Genomic DNA, 17159 nt, shown 5'->3' with positions numbered 1-17159 from the left:
CTGGAAATCACCCAGGAACAAGGCTCCGCCCCGGACCGGGTGGTGCTCGGCGTCGCCGTCGAGGAGCGAGCCACCGGAGAACTGCAGGTGTCCGGTGGCTATTCGAGCGAGGAGGGTCTGATTGGGTCGCTATCCATTCGGCAGCGCAACTTCCGTGGGTTGGGCCAGGAGCTGAGGAGCTCGATCAGCTATTCCGGTTATTCCAAGTCGGTCGAGCTGGGCTTCACCGAGCCCGCCTTGTTCGACCGCAACATCGCCGTCGGCTTCGATCTCTATCGCCGCGACTATAGCAGCTATTACACCTTCGAAGATGAGCGGCAGGATACCTATCAGCAGGTCAGCACCGGCGGCCAGCTCCGCGCCGGCCTGCCGTTGAATGAGCATGTCAGCCTGGCCTTGCGCTATGGGCTCGTGTTCGATGACGTGAGCCTCGACGAGACGCTCTATTACACGACCAACGAGGATGGCGTTTCGGCCTGCGACCCGATCCTTGCGGGACGCTACTTGTGCGACGCGATCGGCAGCCGGCTGACGTCGAGCGTCGGCTATTCGCTGCTCTACAGCACGCTCAACAATTCGGTGCGGCCGAGCCGCGGCGAGCGCGTGCTGTTCAGCCAGGATTTCGCCGGATTGGGGGGCGACACGAAATATCTGAGGACGAGGATCAGCGCCGACAAATACTGGCAGCCCTTCGGACAGTTCATCTTCTCCCTCCACGCCGAAGGCGGCGCGATCCTGGGCCTCGGCGGGGCAGGGGATGCGGATGTTCGGCTGACGGACCGCTTCTTCCTGGGCAGTCCGCAACTACGAGGATTCGATATCCGGGGCGTCGGCCCGCGCGTCCAGCGTATTCCCTACCTGACCGACGAGGATGGAAATGTCAGCCTTTCGAGCGACCGCAGCGAATATACCGAAGATTCGATCGGAGGCCGCTATTACTATCTTGGCCGGGCCGAGCTCGAAATACCCCTCGGCCGCGGCGCCCGTGACCTCGGATTGCGGCCGTCGATCTTCGCGGACATCGGTGCGCTTTGGGGTGTCGCCACGCCCACCCTCTACGACCTTCCGCCGGATTCCGAAGGGCTGCTGCGACCGCAGCTCGACAGCGAAGGACTTCGCCAGTGCATCACAGGCGCAGGCGTGATCTCGTCCTTGCCTGCCGATGCCGAAACCTGCCCGACAGGGTCGACCCTCGTCACCTATCAGGTCACCAATCCGTTTCGCGAGTTCCTGGTCGGCAATAGCCCACGGCCGCGCCTGTCGATCGGCATCGGGGTCAACTGGAACTCGCCGTTCGGGCCGTTCAGGATCGACGTTGCCCACGCGCTTCTCGCCGCAGAGGGCGATGACACGAAGCTGTTCACCTTCAACATCGGCACCGCTTTCTGACGGGGCTTGGCAACGTCGCCAAATCCTGGTGCCGCACGGACAAATGGGCGCAATATCGGTGGTTCACCAGGATATCGGGACGGCGGCCCCCCCGCCGCCGCTCCCCGGCGGTACCCTGTCAACTCGCCGCCGCCCTGCGGAAGGCTCCGGAGCACCCCTCCGGAGCCTTCTTGCTCGTCATGGCGGCAACGACCGCATCCCTAATCAGTGGGAAGGTACACCCGCGCGCAGAGCCCTCCTCCGCGGCGATTGAAAAGCTCGACCTTTCCGCCGTGGGTCGCGACGGCGGAGTGAACGATGGCCAGCCCGAGGCCGAGCCCGCCGGTCGAGCGATTGCGCGAGCCTTCCGCCCGGTAGAATGGCTCAAAAGCCCGGGCGAGGGCGTCGGTGCTCATGCCCGGGCCTCGGTCCGCCACGTCCACGATGACCCGTTCCCCCTCGGTTCGGATCCGAACCTCCGCCGAGCTGCCATAGGTCAGTGCATTGCCGACGAGGTTCGCGAACAGGCGCTTGAGCAGTACAGGATCACCTTTGATGGTCGCGGGCGCCGCCTCGACCATCACGGCATTGCCCCCCGTATCGGCGAAATCGTCGACCACCCCTTCCACGAGCAGCGCCACGTCGACCGGCTCGAGCGGCTGCAAGCGGGTTTCGTTCTGAACAAAGTCGAGCGCCCCAGCGATCATTCCTTCCATCTCGGCGATCTCCGCTTCCGCTTTCTCCCTCACCGCATCGGGCGCGGAGGCGAGATGAAAGGCGAGGCGCGACAGGGGCGTGCGCAGGTCGTGCGCAATCGCACCGACCATCGACGTGCGTTCCTGGACAAATCGCTGGAGGCGCGCCTGCATGTCGTTGAGCGCGGAAGCGGCAAGCCGGATCTCGCCAGGCCCGCGGACCGGAACCGGCTCGACCTGCTGCTGTCGCCCGATCCGCTCCGCGGTAGCAGCGAAGGCGCTGATCGGTCGCGCAATACGCTTGCTGAACAGCCAGGCAATCGGAAGGACGAGCAGGACGAAGAGCCCCATGAGCACGAGCATGTTCGACTGCCAACGCTGGGTCGGTCCGCGCTGTTCACGCGCCACCAGACGCCAGCTGCCATCAGGCTGGCGAACCCCCGCCTGGAGGGACCCTAATATGGCCGGGTTGAACTGATTGTCGGACCAGTAGAGTCGATATTCGCGCGCAACGTCCGTCCGGTAGATCTTGGTGACGACGCGTCGCCTTTCGCGAAAGGGCCAGGGCCAGGCCCAGGAAGCGGCGAGGCGCGGGAGGCGCCGCGCAAAACGGACTTGGTCGAGTGGTCGGCCCAGATAGGCGGCGAGCCTGCGGCGGATCAGCTCGTCCGCGGGATTGGACGGCATCATTGGCGGCGGTTCCGCGGAGCGTGAGACTCGCAGGTTGGAGCCGTGATTAGCGATTGGTCGGCCGCTCAGGACGCGCGCAAGCTCATAGGCCGTGAGCGGCGGGTCGAGCGGCGGAGGGCGCAGCAGGATCAGGGCGGCGATCGTGCCGACGAGCGCGACCACCACGCCCATGACCAGCAGGAGCGTATGGACGAAGATTGACTGGTACCATTTCGGGCGCGCCGTCACTTGCGCGAGACCTTGGGGAGGAACATGTAGCCTTCGTTGCGAACCGTGCGGATGAGCTCTGCCTGGTCGCGGCTGCCGAGCTTGCGACGCAGCCGGCTGATCTGGGTATCGATCGCCCGATCAAAGGCGTCGCTTTCCCTCCCGCGCGCATATTCGAGGAGCTGGTCGCGCGTGAGCACCCTTTGCGGGCGTTCGACCAGAGCGCGCAGCAGCGAGAACTCGCCTTGCGAGAGGCCGATGACGACGTTCGCAGGATCGCGCAGCACCTGGCGAACGACGTCGAGCGTCCAGCCCTGAAAGATATAACGGCTGCGGACCGCCTCGTCGTCGGCAGCCGCTTGCTGGCGCCGGAGCACGGCGCGAAGGCGAGCCAGCAGCTCACGAGGGGAAAAAGGCTTGGGCAGATAATCGTCGGCGCCCACTTCCAGGCCGATAATGCGATCGGTTTCGCTGCCCAGCGCCGACACCATCACGATCGACAGATCGCGGCGCGTCGAGAGCGATCGGGCGATGGAGAGCCCGTCCTCTCCGGGCATCATCACGTCGAGAACGAGGGCGTCGACCGGTTGCGCGTCGAGTATCTCGCGCATCTCCTTCCCGCCGCCCGCCTCGACAACCGCATAGCCGTGACCCGTCAGGAAGTCGCGTATCAGCTGCCGCAGGCTCGCATCGTCATCGACGATGAGGATCGTTGTCTTTTCATCCGCCAAAGAGGCCGGTTCCGTCTGCATGCGATGCAACTACACGGGCCATCTAGGCCGATTTTTTCAGTCGTGCCAGAAATGCGCCACAAACGGTTGCCGCGTCGCTAGCGCACGGTCGAAGAGGCTTCTTCGAAGGAGGCGCTTGCAGGCGATAGGCGGTGAACGGATGGCGTGGCGTGAAGTCTCGCCAGAGCGCTTGAGCCCCGGCTCGCGGCTCGACAATGTTCGGGCAAACTGGTGAAACAATCGGGCGCTACGCATGAGGTTTGGAATGGAGATCTCAAGAATGCGTGTCGCGATCACCCTTATTGTCATCCTTTCTGCAGTGGGCTGCGCGGGAAGCTCAAGCAGATCCCAAGAGCTCCGAAAGGCTGGAGGCCATGCAGTTCTCCGCGGCTTCTTCATCAGCCCGATGGGCGAACCCTTCCGATCCCAGGAGCCGGGGGTCGACTTGATCGGCCGCTGGTTCAGCGGCGCGGACAAGGACTCAAGCAGCGGAGTGTCGCTGGCGGAACTGGAGCAGGACGCAGCACGATTCTTCACGACGCTCGACGTCAATTCGGATGGAGAAATCGATCCGGACGAGATGCGGCGTTACGAGAACGAAATTGCGCCCGAGATCCGGATGGCCGGCAGATCCGGCGGCGCCGGGTCCGGCCGGCCGGCCCGCATCAGGCGCGGGGGCGGGACGGGCGGTCGGTCCGGTGAAGGCACTCGCATACAAAGAGGGGCAGGCCGCGGCGGAAGCCGCGTACCGGCTGGTCGGTCGCCGGCCTTGGGTATCCTCAACCTGCCGCAACCCGTCGCGGCCGCCGACGCGGACTTCAACCGAGGTGTATCGAGAGAAGAATTCCGAAGAGCGGCCGGCCAGCGCTTCCTTCGCCTGGACCGCAATCGTGACGCTTCCGTCACGCTGGACGAGCTTGCGCCCCCAGGGGCGTAACGAGCGTTGTTCGAACGCGGTGCCGGATAAGCGGAATGTGCCGTGCGGGATCGGGTAGGGTGCCGCCCGGACAGAGCTAACAGGCTTTCGCTGGGAGCCTCGAAGCCCATAGATGTTGCGCGGCATAGGCTCGCCAGGGGCGCCAGCGCTCTGCCCGCTCGAGGAGCTCGTTCGACGACAGGTCGCGGCCCTCCAAGTTCCCCATGGTGCGTCTGAGGCCTGTATCTCCCGGTGGAAACGCATCGGTCTCGCGCAGCTCGCGCATCGCAATATACTGCGCGGTCCATTCCCCGATCCCCCGCGATGTCCGCAGGCGTCGCACGAAGCTCGCAAGATCGGGGCCGGCCGTCAAAAACTGCGGATCGCTGACCAAAGATGCGGCGAGCGACGAGAGTGCCGCAGCGCGGATCTGCGGTACTCGAAGGTGCGACAGATCGGCCTGTGCGAGAACATCCGCGCGAGGGAAGACATGGGTAAGTCCTTCTGACCTCAGATCGGGTGCCAGCGCTGCCCCATATTCCGCCACAAGATTCTCGAGAAGACGGCGGGCGCCCTGTAGGGTTATCTGCTGGCCGAGAATGGCGCGGGTCGCGACTTCGAAGGCATCCCAGCCTCCTGGAACCCGCAGTCCCGGGCGTGACGCCACCAGCGGCTCGAGCGCGGGATCCGAGGCCAGGTGTGTGCTGATTGCTTCCGGGTCTGCAGCGAGATCGAACAGGCGACGCACCCGGGCAATGACGCGCGGCAGGCTTGACACCTTGGCGAACCGTACCGAGACGCGCAGCGCGTTGGTGTTCGTCGGTTCAACCACGACGATGCCTTGGCTGCCGTCGACGTCGAACGTGCGCGCATACCGCTTCGAGGTCACGGTTTCGATCCCCGATATTGCGCGCGCCCGGAGGAAGTCGACCACCGTTGGCCAGTCATAAGGAGGCCGGTACCGGAGCAGCACGGTGAGATCGTCCTGCGCCACTGGCGTCCTGCGCATGCCGTCCCGTCTCAAGGCGGTTGGGGGGCGCTTGAAGAGACCCTGGAACGTCTCGTTGAAGCGCCGTACGCTGCTGAACCCGGACGCAAACGCCACCTCGGTCATGGACAGGCGGCTTTCGTGGATCAGCTGCTTGGCGAGCAGGACGCGCCGCGTCTGCGCTACCGAAACGGGGGAGGCGCCGACGTGCGTCCGGAACAATCGGCGAAGCTGGCGTTCGCCGACGCCTAGGCGCTCCGCCAAATCGTCGACGCTGCCATCATCGAGCGCGCCCTCCTCAATCAGCGCGAGCGCGCGAGAAACGGTGTTCAATGTGCCGCGCCACACGGCCAGTTCCGGCGCCGCTTCCGGCCGGCATCGAAGGCACGGTCGGAATCCGGCTTCCTGGGCGGCCGCCGCGGTCGGATAGAAGGTCATATATTCCCGTTTGGGCGTCGGTGCCGGGCAGATCGGGCGACAATAAACGCCCGTGCTCCGACATCCACAGAACAATCGTCCGTCGAAACGAAGGTCGCGGGTGCGAAAGGCTCGATAACAGGCATCGGGATGGAGATCCATGGACGGATCCTTCTTCATGGCCAAAGGACTCGACGTTAGAAGATGATCATGGCTCGTCAGGACGATTCCAGTCTTCGTGCTGTCGTTGCCGATGAAAACCGAAGCCACCACTCTTGTCGCGTAGACGGTTCACCTCCTTCGCGAACGGTGCAGGCTTTCACAGGTGTCCATCATCAGCGCGCCAGGGCGCCTGCGCTTCACGCACTTCGCCGTTCAGCTCACGAAAAGCCTGAGAACCATGCTCGAGCGCATCCTTCCCGATGAGATGGACCAGACCGGGCAACCAGTGGAGCGTGAATCTTGCCGGGCAATTCTTCTGCGACCATAGTCCCGATCACATCCAGGCTGCTCGTGCTTCCGGAGCGAAGGTTCAGATACTCAAGCGCAAGCCGAGGCTGCCGATGATCCCGCTTCTGGCGCTCGACCTGGCGAGGTCGCCCTCGTCGACGACGACGAAACCCTGCACCGAACCTGCAGCCGCGAAGCTCGCAGAAACGGCAGCGAGACCCCGGCACCGGCTTGGAGGACGGTGTCGCTCGACCAGGTATCATAGGACACCCCCGCATTGATTCCCATCGCTCGATCGGCGAACGCTAGGCCAATATAGCCCGTCTCGGTTCGAAAGCCGCCACGCATCACCTTCATGCCTCCGGTAAGCATCCACCGATCCGAAAGCGCGTGATCGAGACTCGCGCTGGCATGAACGGCTTCGGGCCCGACCATTTCGATCATGCATAGGCGAATACGATAGGCGGCTCGCTCCATAGCATTGCCCGCTTTGCCGATGCAGATGTCGGTTTCTTCGGTTTGACGGTTCCCCGTTTCGGCTCGCCAGTAGGTGGCCGACCAGCCATCGACCCTGGCCGTGTAATCGACGATGATCGTAGGACCTTCGTGGACGATCTTTCCCTGATCCCGAAAGATCCGGCCGGACTCGATGCTGCTCGACACCCGCTGCTCGATATTCTGTGCTGCCGCGGGCGAAGCAAGAATGGCGGCGACCACGCAGATTGTCGCTCGGGCCAGTATATGCCCGCGAGCAGGTCCGGGTTTGCGGGCAACAGGGGTCATCGCGCGCCGCTTCGAGGCGACGCCGTGCAATCGCATTTTCATGGTGAGAACCTCTTCTGGGTCTGAACCGCCGCGGCCTCAGCGCTGCGTGAACAGCGCGTCGGCCTCGTCGAAGCTGAAGAAGGACCTTTCGATGGCATTCCAGGTGCCGGTCTGCCGGGCCTCTCGTGCGATGTTCCTCAGCGTACCGAGGCAGGCGAGCATCGCTGCCGCTCCGAGGCTGACGCGGCGGGCGCCTGCCTCGAACATCGCCTCGGCGCGCGGGGCGCCGGGGAGTGCCATCACGCTCAGACGACCGTCGAATGCGTCAGCAATCTGGCGCATGACCGTGAGATCGACCAGGCCGGGCACGAAGACGAGATCGGCCCCGGCCTCCAGATAGGCCCGGCCGCGTTCGATCGTCATTGCGACTCGCTCCTGAAGGTCGGCGCCAGCCCCGATCAGGAAGGTATCGGTGCGGGCATTGATCACCGGGGAAAGTCCGAGGAGATCACCTGTGGATCGCGCGGCCGCCAACCGGGCGGCCTGGTCTTTCACCGCATATAGCGGATCGCAGGACGACCTATGATTGCGGTCCTCGATGTTCACGCCGACGGCTCCGAGGTTCAATGCCAGTTCAACCGTCTCAGCGACCGCATCTGGCGCGTCGCCATAGCCGGCTTCTATGTCCACCGTGACGGGGATGTCGACAGAGGTGATAATCACGGCCGCCTCACGAAGCATGGCGTCACGCCCGAGGATTTCGCAATCGGGAGCACCTCGGGCATTGGCGATTCCGCCGCTGGTCGTGCCGATCGCAGGAAATCCTTCATGCTCGAAGAGGCGGGCGCTTGCACCATCCCAGGCATTGGGCAGGAGCTGGCGCCCGTTCAGGCTCAGCTCGCGAAATGCGTCGATTCGGGCGAGAAGTTCGGTGTTGCTCATGACGTCCTCCGTTGATGGATTGGCTTTCGACATGAGCAAAATGGCGCAGACCGCGAGGTCGTGCTGGCGGCTTTCGGCCATGGTCCATCACCGACCAGGTCCGAAAACCGCGAGACTTCGCTGCCGGAAATTGCGCGCCGCGGCAGATTCGACCATCTGCCAGCTGGAGCTCGCGCAGGCGAGCAGCTCAGCTTCGCCATATGCGTCCGGCTCCGCCCCTCGAGCGGTGGGCGATCTCTGACCTTGCACCGAGCAGATCGCGAACCGCGGCGCGCAGACTTTCAATTAGAACAGGGCAGCCACTTTGGGTCCCATGGATCGTTCGAGCGCATCGCACGAAACCTCGGTGTACGCGTGATCATTCAGCATCCCGTTGCGCCGCGATCGGCATGGCGAGGCAACCCACTTTCACTCCCGCAACGATCGATGCGCTGAAGTGCGGGCGGATCTCGGCTTCAGGAAGACCGATCCTGTTCCTCTCCCGCAACGAGACTTTGCCCTTCATCCTCCCGCCGTCTGCCGTAGCTTCCCTCATATCGGCCTTCGGCGATGCTCCTGAGTATTTCGGCCTCCCTAGCAAGCTGGGCATTCACAGCATCGAGCAACCGGTCAACGAGGCTTTCGGGGAAGGCAACAACGCCGTCCTCGTCACCGACGACGACGTCACCGGGCTGGACAACCATTCCTCCGATATTCACGGGCACTCCGATCTCGCCCGGTCCATCCTTGTAGGGGCCCGCGTGGGTGACGGAGCGTGCGAAGCAAGGAAACTCGCCGGCGCCGATTTCCCGCACGTCGCGTATCGCCCCGTCTATCACGATGCCGGCAGCGCCACGAGCGCGGGCAATAGCGACAATGATTTCGCCCACGAGCGCCCGGCTCTCGTCTCCTCCCCCGTCGACCACGAGCACGTCACCGGGGATGATCCTCTCCAACGCTTCATGGACGACGAGATTGTCCCCGGCTCTCGTCCTGACGGTCAATGCCCGACCGATCATCATCCCGCCCTTGTGAAAGGGTCGCAAGCCGCGGGCTGCGACCAGGCGGCCGAGATTGTCGCTGATAAGGGCGGTCGAGGCTCGCCGAAACTCCTCGATGTTCGCGTGACCCTTTGCTGGTCGTTGGCTCGGCGGCATCGGCTACATCCCCTTCAGACTGACTCCGCGCTCGTGATATCCGCCAAAGAAGCGATTAGAAACCAGCGCATCCACCTGAGCTCGACCGTTGAGCTCGTGAAGCCCGCCAGTGCCGCTACTCTCCCTCCGGCCTTCAGGCTGCTGCGGACGAGGCGGAAGATGTGCCGGCCAAGCGATTCGCGGCCTCTAGACCGGCTCGGAGGGGTCTTCCACCGGTTCGGCGACCTCCACCGGAGCCTCGTGCGGCGCGCGCCAGGCGGTGCGCCAGGCCGCGATCGGCAGCAGCAAGGCGGCCAGGGCCGTCGCCAAGGTCGCAGCCGAAATTCCGAGCAGGTACAGCATTCCTCCGAGCACAAGTCCGCCGAAGGCCGAGCCGCCGAGGCTCGCCATCCCCCAAAGGCTGCTGACGCGGCCCCGCACGCTGTCCGCCACCTCTGTCTGCACGAGGGTCTGCGAGAGCACGGCCGAGCCGGTCGAGCCGAATCCGACCACGCCGATGCAGAGGAGCCCGAGCCACAGCCCCGGCCAGAGCGGCAGGGCCAGCAGCGCGAGCGCGTTCACCACTCCGAGCAGAATGCTGCCGAGCTGAAGCTGGCGGCTGTCGAGGACCAGCCGCGAAGTCAGATAGGCTGCGAGCAGGGCGCCGCCCCCGGCGGCGGCGGACAAAGCGGCAAGACCGCTCGCGCCGGCCAGGTAGAAGCGATCGGCATAGACGGGCAGCACCTCGAGGATCGAGCGACCGAAAAGGGCGCCCCAGGCGGTGAGGATGAGCTGGAGCCGGATGTAACGATTGGCGCCGGCATGGGCGAAACCCTCCCGAAGCTGCGCGAAGAAGGGTTGATGGGCTCGTGGCGGAATCGGCCGGCGCGGAACGTGTGCCAAGGCATAGACAAGCGGAAGATAGGACACGGCGTTGATGAGGAATGCCGCGGCGATCGGCAGCGCGACAAGCACCGCGCCGCCCACGGCGGGGCCGATCAGGCGGGAGGCGTTGAAGATCATCGAACTGATGCCGATCGCGTTCGCCAGCAATTCGCGCGGGACGATCGAAGGAATGATAGAAAGGCGGATCGGGGCATAGGCCGCCGAGGTCGTGCCGATGCAGAGCGAGACGGCGAACAGCAGCCAGATGTCGAGCAGCCCCGTCAGGGAAAGGATGGCGAGCAAGGCCGCCCAGGCCCCCATCAAGACGTTGATGAAAGCGGCAGTACGGAGCGGCTCCAGCCGGTCGACAAGGACCCCGAAAAAGGGCGAGAGGAAAAGGATCGGTCCGAAGAGCGCGAAGGCAACCGCGCCGACCCAGAGCTCGGAGTGGCTGAGCTGCCAAGCCAGCCAGCCGAGCGCAAGTCGCTGCACCCAGAGCCCCAGCGAGGAGCAGCCGTTGCCGAACGAGTAGATGAGGAAGGCGCGATCGCTGAGCGCGCTGCGTCCCCGGGCGAACTTGGCCGGGCGCTCAACGCCGCCGCTCATATTCTCCGTGTCCGCCAAAGCTAAAGGTCGAGGACGAGAAGGGGGCTGAGCGCTCGCGAGCAGCAGGGCGTGAACTCGTCATTGCCGTCGAGCATCAGCATGTCGCGATGGTCCGGTTCGCCCTCGAGCACCCGGGTGACGCAGGTGCCGCAAATCCCCTGCTCGCAGGAGAGCGGAATTTCGATGCCGTGGCGGGAGAGCGCGGCGGCGGCGCTCTCTTCGGCGCCCACATCGATGACCTCGCCGGTGCTGGCGAGGCGGATCTGGAAGGACCTTTCGGCAGCGGGTGCCGCGGCGGGCGGGGCCGCGAAATATTCGCGATGGAGGCGGTCCGAGGGAAAGGCTGCACGGCCCGCGGCCGCGCAGATCCAGTCGATGAAGCCCGGAGGACCGCAGACATAGGCGTCCGTGCCGGACGCGGCTCGGGTGAACAGCGCGTCGGGATCGAGACGTTGCATCGCCGGACCATCGTCGAAGTGGAAGACGACCTGCTTTGCGAAGGCCGAGCCGGCGATGCGGCGGCGAAAGGCGGTGCGCTTCTCGCTGCGCGTGCAATAATGGAGCGTGAAGGGCGCGCCTGCCCTGCTGAGTCGCTCCGCCATGCACAGCAATGGCGTGATCCCGATGCCGCCCGCCACCAGCAGCGCCTCGCCCTCCACGGGCTGCAGCGGGAAATGGTTTCGCGGCTCGCCGACCCGGATCGTGTCCAGCTCCCGGAATCGTTCGTGGACGGCGATCGAGCCGCCCCGCGAGGTGGGGTCGCGAAGTATGGCAATCTCGTAGCGGTCGCGGTGATCGGGATCGTTGCAGATCGAGTATTGCCGGACCAGGCCTGGGGCGACCTCCACATCGAGATGGGCGCCGGCGCTGAACGGAGGCAATTCGCCGCCGTCGGGGCTTGCCAGCACCAGAAGGACGATATCCTCCGCTTCCACCTTCCGAGAGATGATGCGCAGTTCGAGCCACGGGCGATTCATCGGCCAGCGCTCAGGTGGCGTTCCCGGGCGCCGGCGCGGCGTGCCGCTTCATTCGCTCGATCGGCGCCGCCGCCCCCTTGCTCCACACCGACCGGCGGCTGTTGTAATAGTCGAGCCAGTCCGTGTCGTCGGGAAGGATGGCGAAGCCCGCTCGAAGATGGTGATAGCTCTCCGCCGCGTCGGCGCCGGGCGGAACGCTGCCTTCGTCGCGCAACGCCGCGGCCGCGCGCATCAGCTTGCGACGCGTGAGCATGATCATCCGGTCGCTGGTGCCGAGATGTTCTTTGGTCCGATCGACGATCGGACCCATCGACTCGGTGATCGCCTGGTCCTGGACCGGGATGCCTTCGATGCCGGTATAGCTCCTGCCGCGCTGGGTCTCGCGCGAGATCAGATGGTCGTTGCGGGGATTCTCCTCGATCCGCCAGCGTCCGAGCCAGTCGCTCGTATTGGGCAAGTAACGGATGGCGACGCCGGCACCCGGCAGAAGCTCGCCATGCTTGTCGCGTGTGAACGTCGAACGCGGGCCGCCGATCACGACCAGCATCGAATGGTGATCGTCGATGGGGACCCAGGCACGGGCGTGAATATGGTCCATCGGCTCGGACGGAACCATCGTCCAGAACGGCATCGCAAAGTGTCCGATGCGGTGGTAGGTGTTGCCTGGCCCGGCATGACGGTAGGCGCAATAGGTGGCGCCGTACTCGGTCTCGAGCGCCTCGTATTTAGGAGCGAGATTCTCGGGCATCTGGCGGTAATAGTTGAGCGAACCTTCTTCGAACGCGTCGGGGCCCACCGCGCCCAGATGCAGGAAGCCGACATGGCAGGTGTCGATGTCGCCTTCGAGCGCCTGGAGCCAGTTGCACTCGCGCATCATGAAGCTGACCGAGAGCGCCTTCCCCGCCTCCAGTTCGTTCCAGTCGAAATGCGGAAGCGGCGGCGGCGCCCCGTCCGCCATATGCACCCAAACGACGCCGAATTTCTCCGCGACGTGAAGCGCACGGATTCTTACCCGAGCCTTGTAATCGGTCTCCGGCGGCTCACTCGGCATCTCGATGCACTGGCCGTTCCGCGCGAACTTCCACCCATGATAGACGCAGCGGATCCCGCCTTCCTCGTTGCGGCCGTAGAAGAGCGAGGCGCAGCGGTGGGCGCATCGATGATCTACCACGCCCACCTCGCCTTCAGGCGAGCGGAAGGCGAGGAAGTTCTCGCAGAGCAGGCGCAGGCGAACCGGCGCGCCGCCCGCCTCGAGCTCGTCCGACCTCAGCGCCGGAATCCAGTATCGGCGCATGAGCTTGCCCATCGGTGCGTGCGGACCGACCAAGGTCAGCAATACGTTCTCTTCGGCGCGCACGGCGTTCCCCAGCAAACGGGTCGATATCATGGTCTAACAATATTAGACTTTTAACCATAAGAACGGGCGCCTTAGGCTGTCAAGCGAGGCCGAATGGGATCCAGTTGATCGACGCCGCTTATCTGTCATACGGTCATTTCGTTCCGCGGCTTTCCGCGGCAAGCAAGGGATGTATCTCGCCAGTGGCTAGCTCGCGCTCCGTCTTCAGCTCCATCAGAACGGAGTCGCTCGCCTCACGGATCGTCAATCAGGTCACCGAAGCCCTGTTCTCGGGGCAGCTCGAGCCCGGCCAGTTCCTCGGCACGGAGGCGCAGCTCACAGAGACCTTCAAGACCAGTCGCGTCCCGATCCGCGAGGCACTGGGGAGGCTGGAAGCCCTCGGCGTCGTCACAATCAAGACGGGCGCCGGCGGTGGGGCAACGATCGCGCAGGGACAGCCGGACCAGCTCGCCACCGCCCTTGCGGTCCAGTTCATGCTCATCCAGGTGAGCCCGGAAGAAATTTTCGACGCGCGTATCGGCATAGAATGCCGCGCGGCGGAGCTGGCGGCCGAACATGCCACCGAGGAGGAGATCGACGGCATGCGCCGCCTGCTGGCCAAGGTGACGGCGCCAAACCAGAGTCGGCGGGCATCGGTGGAGCGGATCCTCGCCTTACACAGCGCAATCGTCGACGCGTCGCGATCGCGAACCCTGATCACGCTGATGCATGCGCTGGAGCATGCCCTTCTCAACCTGTTCAATGCGGTCGAGCCCGACGCGTCGGCGGCGGACCTGCGCTACGAGAGCCTCAACAGCATCCTGGAACGGATCGCCGCACGAGACGGGGAGGGGGCGTTCACAGCGATGCGCAAGCATCTGATGAACCGGCGGGAGTCGATGATCTACCGCCTGAAGCAGGCTTCTGGCGGCGGGGCGACCGGCGGGCGCGACCTCGCCTCGGCATTGGCGCAGCGCGGGCGAAAAGGCAGGGCTTCAGGCCAGGACTAGAATCCCTGCGACACCCTCCCTGCAGGAGGGGCAGGCCGTCTCGACGGCCGTAGACTGCAAGCCCGGCGCATGGCTTTCCGTTGCCGAGGAAGAAGACGGCGGCTCAACAGATTAACGGGCAAGGGGCGGGATTGCGTCGGCTGCGCGTTCGGCCGAAAGGGACGGTGAAGCGACGACCTGCATCTCCATATAGGAGTGCAGTCCGACCACGCCCTGCTCACGGCCGTAGCCGGAATATTTCGCACCGCCGAAGGGCACGTCCTTCGCATTGCCCCCATGCCGGTTGATCCAAACCGAACCCGCCTCGAGCCGCCCGGCCAGGTCGCGCGCACGGACGATGTCGCGCGTCCACAGCGAGGCGCCGAGGCCGAAATGCGTGGCGTTGGCGCGCGCGATCGCTTCGTCGACATCATCATAGGACAAGACTGGAATGACCGGGCCGAACTGCTCCTCGCGGACGAGCGGGGCATCATCGGAAAGGCCGACCACCACAGTGGGTTCGATGAAATAGCCGCCATTCGACGAGACGGTGCCGCCAGTGACGATGCGGGCGCCGGGCGTAGCGCGTACCTCGTCGAGCAATTCCGCGACCTTGTTGAACTGCATCCGGTTCTGGAGCGGGCCCATGGTCGACTCAGGGTTCGTCCCAGGCCCGGTTCGTATCCGGCTGGCGCGACGAGCCAAGGCTTCGACCAGTGCATCGTGCAGGGCGGCGGGGACGAGGACGCGCTTCACCGCCATGCAGACCTGCCCGCAATTGGCGAAGGCGCTTCGGGCGATACCATCAGCCGCAGCCTCGACATCCGCGTCGGCGAGGACGATCGCCGGGTCGTTGCCGCCGAGCTCCAGCGTTACCCGCTTGAAGGTGTCCGCCGCGCTGCGAAGAACGCGGCGGCCCGTCTCGACCGAGCCGGTGAAGCTGATCTTGTCGATGCCGGGATGGCTGGTCATCCAGGCGCCCAGATCGTTGCCTCCGCTCAGCACGTTGACGGTCCCCGCAGGAACGATATCCGCGATGGCCTGGGCGACGGCGAGCGTGGAGAGCGGCGTCAGCGGCGACGGCTTCAGCACCAGGGTGTTGCCCGTGTAGAGCGCCTGCGCCACCTTCACCATCGCGAGCACCACCGGCACGTTCCATGGCGTGATCCCGCCGACCACGCCGAGCGGCCGGTGACGGATCTCGATCCGCTCGCGCCCGTCGTCGCGTAGCAGCTGGTCGGATATGTCGAGCGCCGTCAGGCCGTCGATCTGATCCGCGGCGCGGCCCACCTCGCCGATCGCGTCGCGCAGCGGCTTGCCCTGCTCGCTCGTCAGCAGGGCGCCGATGGGCTCGGCTTCCTCCCGGAGCCTGGCTCCGGCCCGGCGCAGGATCTCCCGCCGCTCTTCGAGACTGCGATCCTGCCAGGCAGGAAAGGCACGCCGCGCCGCGGCCACCGCGGCATCGAGCTGCGTCCGAGTCGCGTCCGGCGCCAAGGCAAAGGCCCGGCCGGTCGCCGGGTCGATCACTTCGAAAAAGCGTTCGCCTTCGACGAGGGCGCCGTCGATCAGCATTCCGCGCGCCTGGTCGGGCACCGCCGGAACGGGCCTCGATGCGTCGATCGTGTCGCTCAAAGGCCGTCCTTTCCGCTTGCCGAGACCCGCTCAATCGATATGACAGTAGGATAGTTTGAGCAAGCAGGGAGCGGGTTCGGGCAGTGCTGGACGACTTCGTCACCTTCGGCCGATCGGGGCTGCGCGTGAGCCGCTATGCACTCGGCGCCTACAATTTCGGCGGCGGCTCCAGCATGAGCGTGGACCCGGCCGCCTCAGCCGCGCTGATTGCCCGCTATCGCGAATTGGGCGGGAACTTCATCGACGCGGCGAACATCTACGGGGGCGGCGAGGCCGAGAGCATCATCGGCACGTACCTGGCGGACAATCCCGGGAGCCGGGAGCGGCTGGTGATCGCGAGCAAGTTCGGCGGCAGCACGGCCCAGGGCGATCCCAATGCCGGCGGCGGCGGACGCAAGGCCGTCATGCAGGCCTGTGAGGATTCGCTGCGCCGGCTGCGCACCGACCGCATCGACCTCTACTGGATGCATCTGTGGGACCCGCTGACCCCGATGGAAGAGACGTTGCGCGCGCTCGACGATCTCGTGCGGGCGGGGAAGGTGCTGCATGTCGGCCTGTCCAACTTCCAGGCCTGGAAGACGGCGGAAGCGCATCTTCTGGCAGAGTATCGCAACTACGCCCCGATCGCAGGCCTCCAGCTCCAATATTCGCTGCTGGAGCGGAATATCGAGGTCGAGATCGTGCCTATGGCCAGAGCGTTCGGGCTCGGCATTGCCGCCTGGTCGCCACTCAAGAGCGGCGCGCTCAGCGGCCGCTACGGCCGCGATTCCGATATCGGCAAGGGGGGCAGAGGCCCATTCGTCGCCCGCGCGCTCGATGAGCGCGGGCTATCGATCCTGGACGTCGTGACGCGGATCGCCGACCGGATCGGAGTGCGCCCGGCAACAGTCGCTCTGGCCTGGCTCCAGGTGCAGCCTGCGGTCCATGCTATCCTGCTCGGCGCGCGCGACGTCGGCCAGCTGGAGGAGAATGCGGCGGCCGCGAAGGTCGCATTGTCTTCCGAGGATGTGGCGGGGCTGGAGGAGGCGAGCCGTCCGCTTGCTCCCTATCCCGCCGACTTCGCTCGCCGCGCGCTCAATTCGGTGAGCGGCGGCACGCGGATCAACGCCTAGCGGAGCGGATAGCGCGAGGCTTCCTTCTCCTGGGCTGTGATGAATTCGAGCAGGGCCGGAACGCCCTGCCGGGTCTTCTCTATGCCCCGCCGAATTGCCGGCACGATCTGCTCGACCGCCGTCACCCGCTCGCCATAGCCGCCGAGCGCCTTGGCGAGATCGGCATAGTTTCCGGAGATGTCGGTCGCGCGATACCTTTCCGTGGCGATCGGCATCACATCCAATTCCATCGCCATGGCGGCATTGTTGAGCAGGATCGAGAGGATCGGGAGTCGCTCGCGCACCGCCGTCTCGAAGTCCATGCCGGTGAAGCCGATCGCGGCGTCGCCCCAGACGTT

Annotated in this window: 14 protein-coding genes and 1 pseudogene; 4 read left to right on the top strand and 11 right to left on the bottom strand. The window is 65.3% G+C overall.

The features are described 5' to 3' along the window. On the top strand, positions 1-1389 hold a 1389-nt coding region (locus EKM57_RS21405), incomplete at its 5' end, for a BamA/TamA family outer membrane protein (protein ID WP_165357609.1). Positions 1390-1589: 200 nt separating this feature from the next. Here EKM57_RS21405 and EKM57_RS21400 read toward each other — a convergent pair. Beyond that, positions 1590-2981: an ATP-binding protein gene (locus tag EKM57_RS21400; protein ID WP_243451187.1), complete on the bottom strand. Its 1392-nt coding sequence runs from the start codon at positions 2979-2981 to the stop codon at positions 1590-1592. After that, entirely contained in the window at positions 2978-3712 is a 735-nt protein-coding gene (locus tag EKM57_RS21395; RefSeq protein ID WP_129794574.1) for a response regulator, read from the bottom strand. Before EKM57_RS21395 ends, EKM57_RS21400 begins: the two co-directional genes overlap by 4 nt. 232 nt (positions 3713-3944) lie before the next feature. Between EKM57_RS21395 and EKM57_RS22835 the strand changes: the two genes are divergently transcribed. After that, positions 3945-4628, top strand: coding sequence for an EF-hand domain-containing protein (locus EKM57_RS22835; protein WP_371414165.1), 684 nt, complete (start codon positions 3945-3947; stop codon positions 4626-4628). Positions 4629-4704: 76 nt separating this feature from the next. Here the strand turns inward: EKM57_RS22835 and EKM57_RS21385 are convergent, their stop codons facing one another. The 7 genes and pseudogenes from EKM57_RS21385 to EKM57_RS21360 all read right to left on the bottom strand — a co-directional run bounded on the left by EKM57_RS21385 (position 4705) and on the right by EKM57_RS21360 (position 13139). Then, a complete protein-coding gene (locus EKM57_RS21385) occupies positions 4705-5943 on the bottom strand; it encodes a DNA-3-methyladenine glycosylase 2 (RefSeq protein WP_243451186.1) in 1239 nt (412 codons plus the stop codon). Between the two features lie 30 nt (positions 5944-5973). Beyond that, a pseudogene (locus EKM57_RS22830) lies at positions 5974-6174 on the bottom strand (Ada metal-binding domain-containing protein); the annotation flags it as partial. Between the two features lie 1149 nt (positions 6175-7323). Then, a complete protein-coding gene (locus EKM57_RS21380; RefSeq protein ID WP_165357608.1) occupies positions 7324-8169 on the bottom strand; it encodes an isocitrate lyase/phosphoenolpyruvate mutase family protein in 846 nt (281 codons plus the stop codon). A 455-nt stretch (positions 8170-8624) separates the two neighbouring features. Further along, positions 8625-9305 carry an RraA family protein gene (locus EKM57_RS21375; protein ID WP_129794570.1) on the bottom strand — a complete coding sequence of 227 codons (681 nt, stop codon included), beginning with the start codon at positions 9303-9305 and terminating at the stop codon, positions 8625-8627. A gap of 186 nt (positions 9306-9491) precedes the next feature. Then, complete coding sequence (locus tag EKM57_RS21370; protein WP_129794569.1) at positions 9492-10775, bottom strand: MFS transporter; 1284 nt, start codon at positions 10773-10775, stop codon at positions 9492-9494. A gap of 20 nt (positions 10776-10795) precedes the next feature. Continuing rightward, complete coding sequence (locus EKM57_RS21365) at positions 10796-11752, bottom strand: PDR/VanB family oxidoreductase (RefSeq protein WP_129794568.1); 957 nt, start codon at positions 11750-11752, stop codon at positions 10796-10798. A gap of 10 nt (positions 11753-11762) precedes the next feature. Further along, positions 11763-13139 carry a Rieske 2Fe-2S domain-containing protein gene (locus EKM57_RS21360; RefSeq protein WP_129794567.1) on the bottom strand — a complete coding sequence of 459 codons (1377 nt, stop codon included), beginning with the start codon at positions 13137-13139 and terminating at the stop codon, positions 11763-11765. A gap of 152 nt (positions 13140-13291) precedes the next feature. On the opposite strand from EKM57_RS21360, the gene EKM57_RS21355 reads away from it, so the two are divergent. Next, a complete protein-coding gene (locus EKM57_RS21355; RefSeq protein ID WP_165357606.1) occupies positions 13292-14098 on the top strand; it encodes a FadR/GntR family transcriptional regulator in 807 nt (268 codons plus the stop codon). A 111-nt stretch (positions 14099-14209) separates the two neighbouring features. On the opposite strand, the gene EKM57_RS21350 is transcribed toward EKM57_RS21355, so the two are convergent. Continuing rightward, complete coding sequence (locus EKM57_RS21350) at positions 14210-15709, bottom strand: aldehyde dehydrogenase family protein (RefSeq protein WP_243451185.1); 1500 nt, start codon at positions 15707-15709, stop codon at positions 14210-14212. A gap of 83 nt (positions 15710-15792) precedes the next feature. On the opposite strand from EKM57_RS21350, the gene EKM57_RS21345 reads away from it, so the two are divergent. After that, entirely contained in the window at positions 15793-16821 is a 1029-nt protein-coding gene (locus tag EKM57_RS21345; RefSeq protein ID WP_206185537.1) for an aldo/keto reductase, read from the top strand. Here the strand turns inward: EKM57_RS21345 and EKM57_RS21340 are convergent. Next, positions 16818-17159 (bottom strand): thiamine pyrophosphate-dependent enzyme (locus tag EKM57_RS21340; protein WP_243451184.1); only part of this gene is annotated, 342 nt, incomplete at its 5' end. The two genes, EKM57_RS21345 and EKM57_RS21340, sit on opposite strands and share 4 nt — an antisense overlap.

Source organism: Sphingosinicella sp. CPCC 101087, assembly GCF_004151485.1.
Lineage (GTDB): Bacteria > Pseudomonadota > Alphaproteobacteria > Sphingomonadales > Sphingomonadaceae > Allosphingosinicella.
Note: the sequence above shows the minus strand (reverse complement) of the source record. Positions and strands in the feature narration are given on the sequence as shown.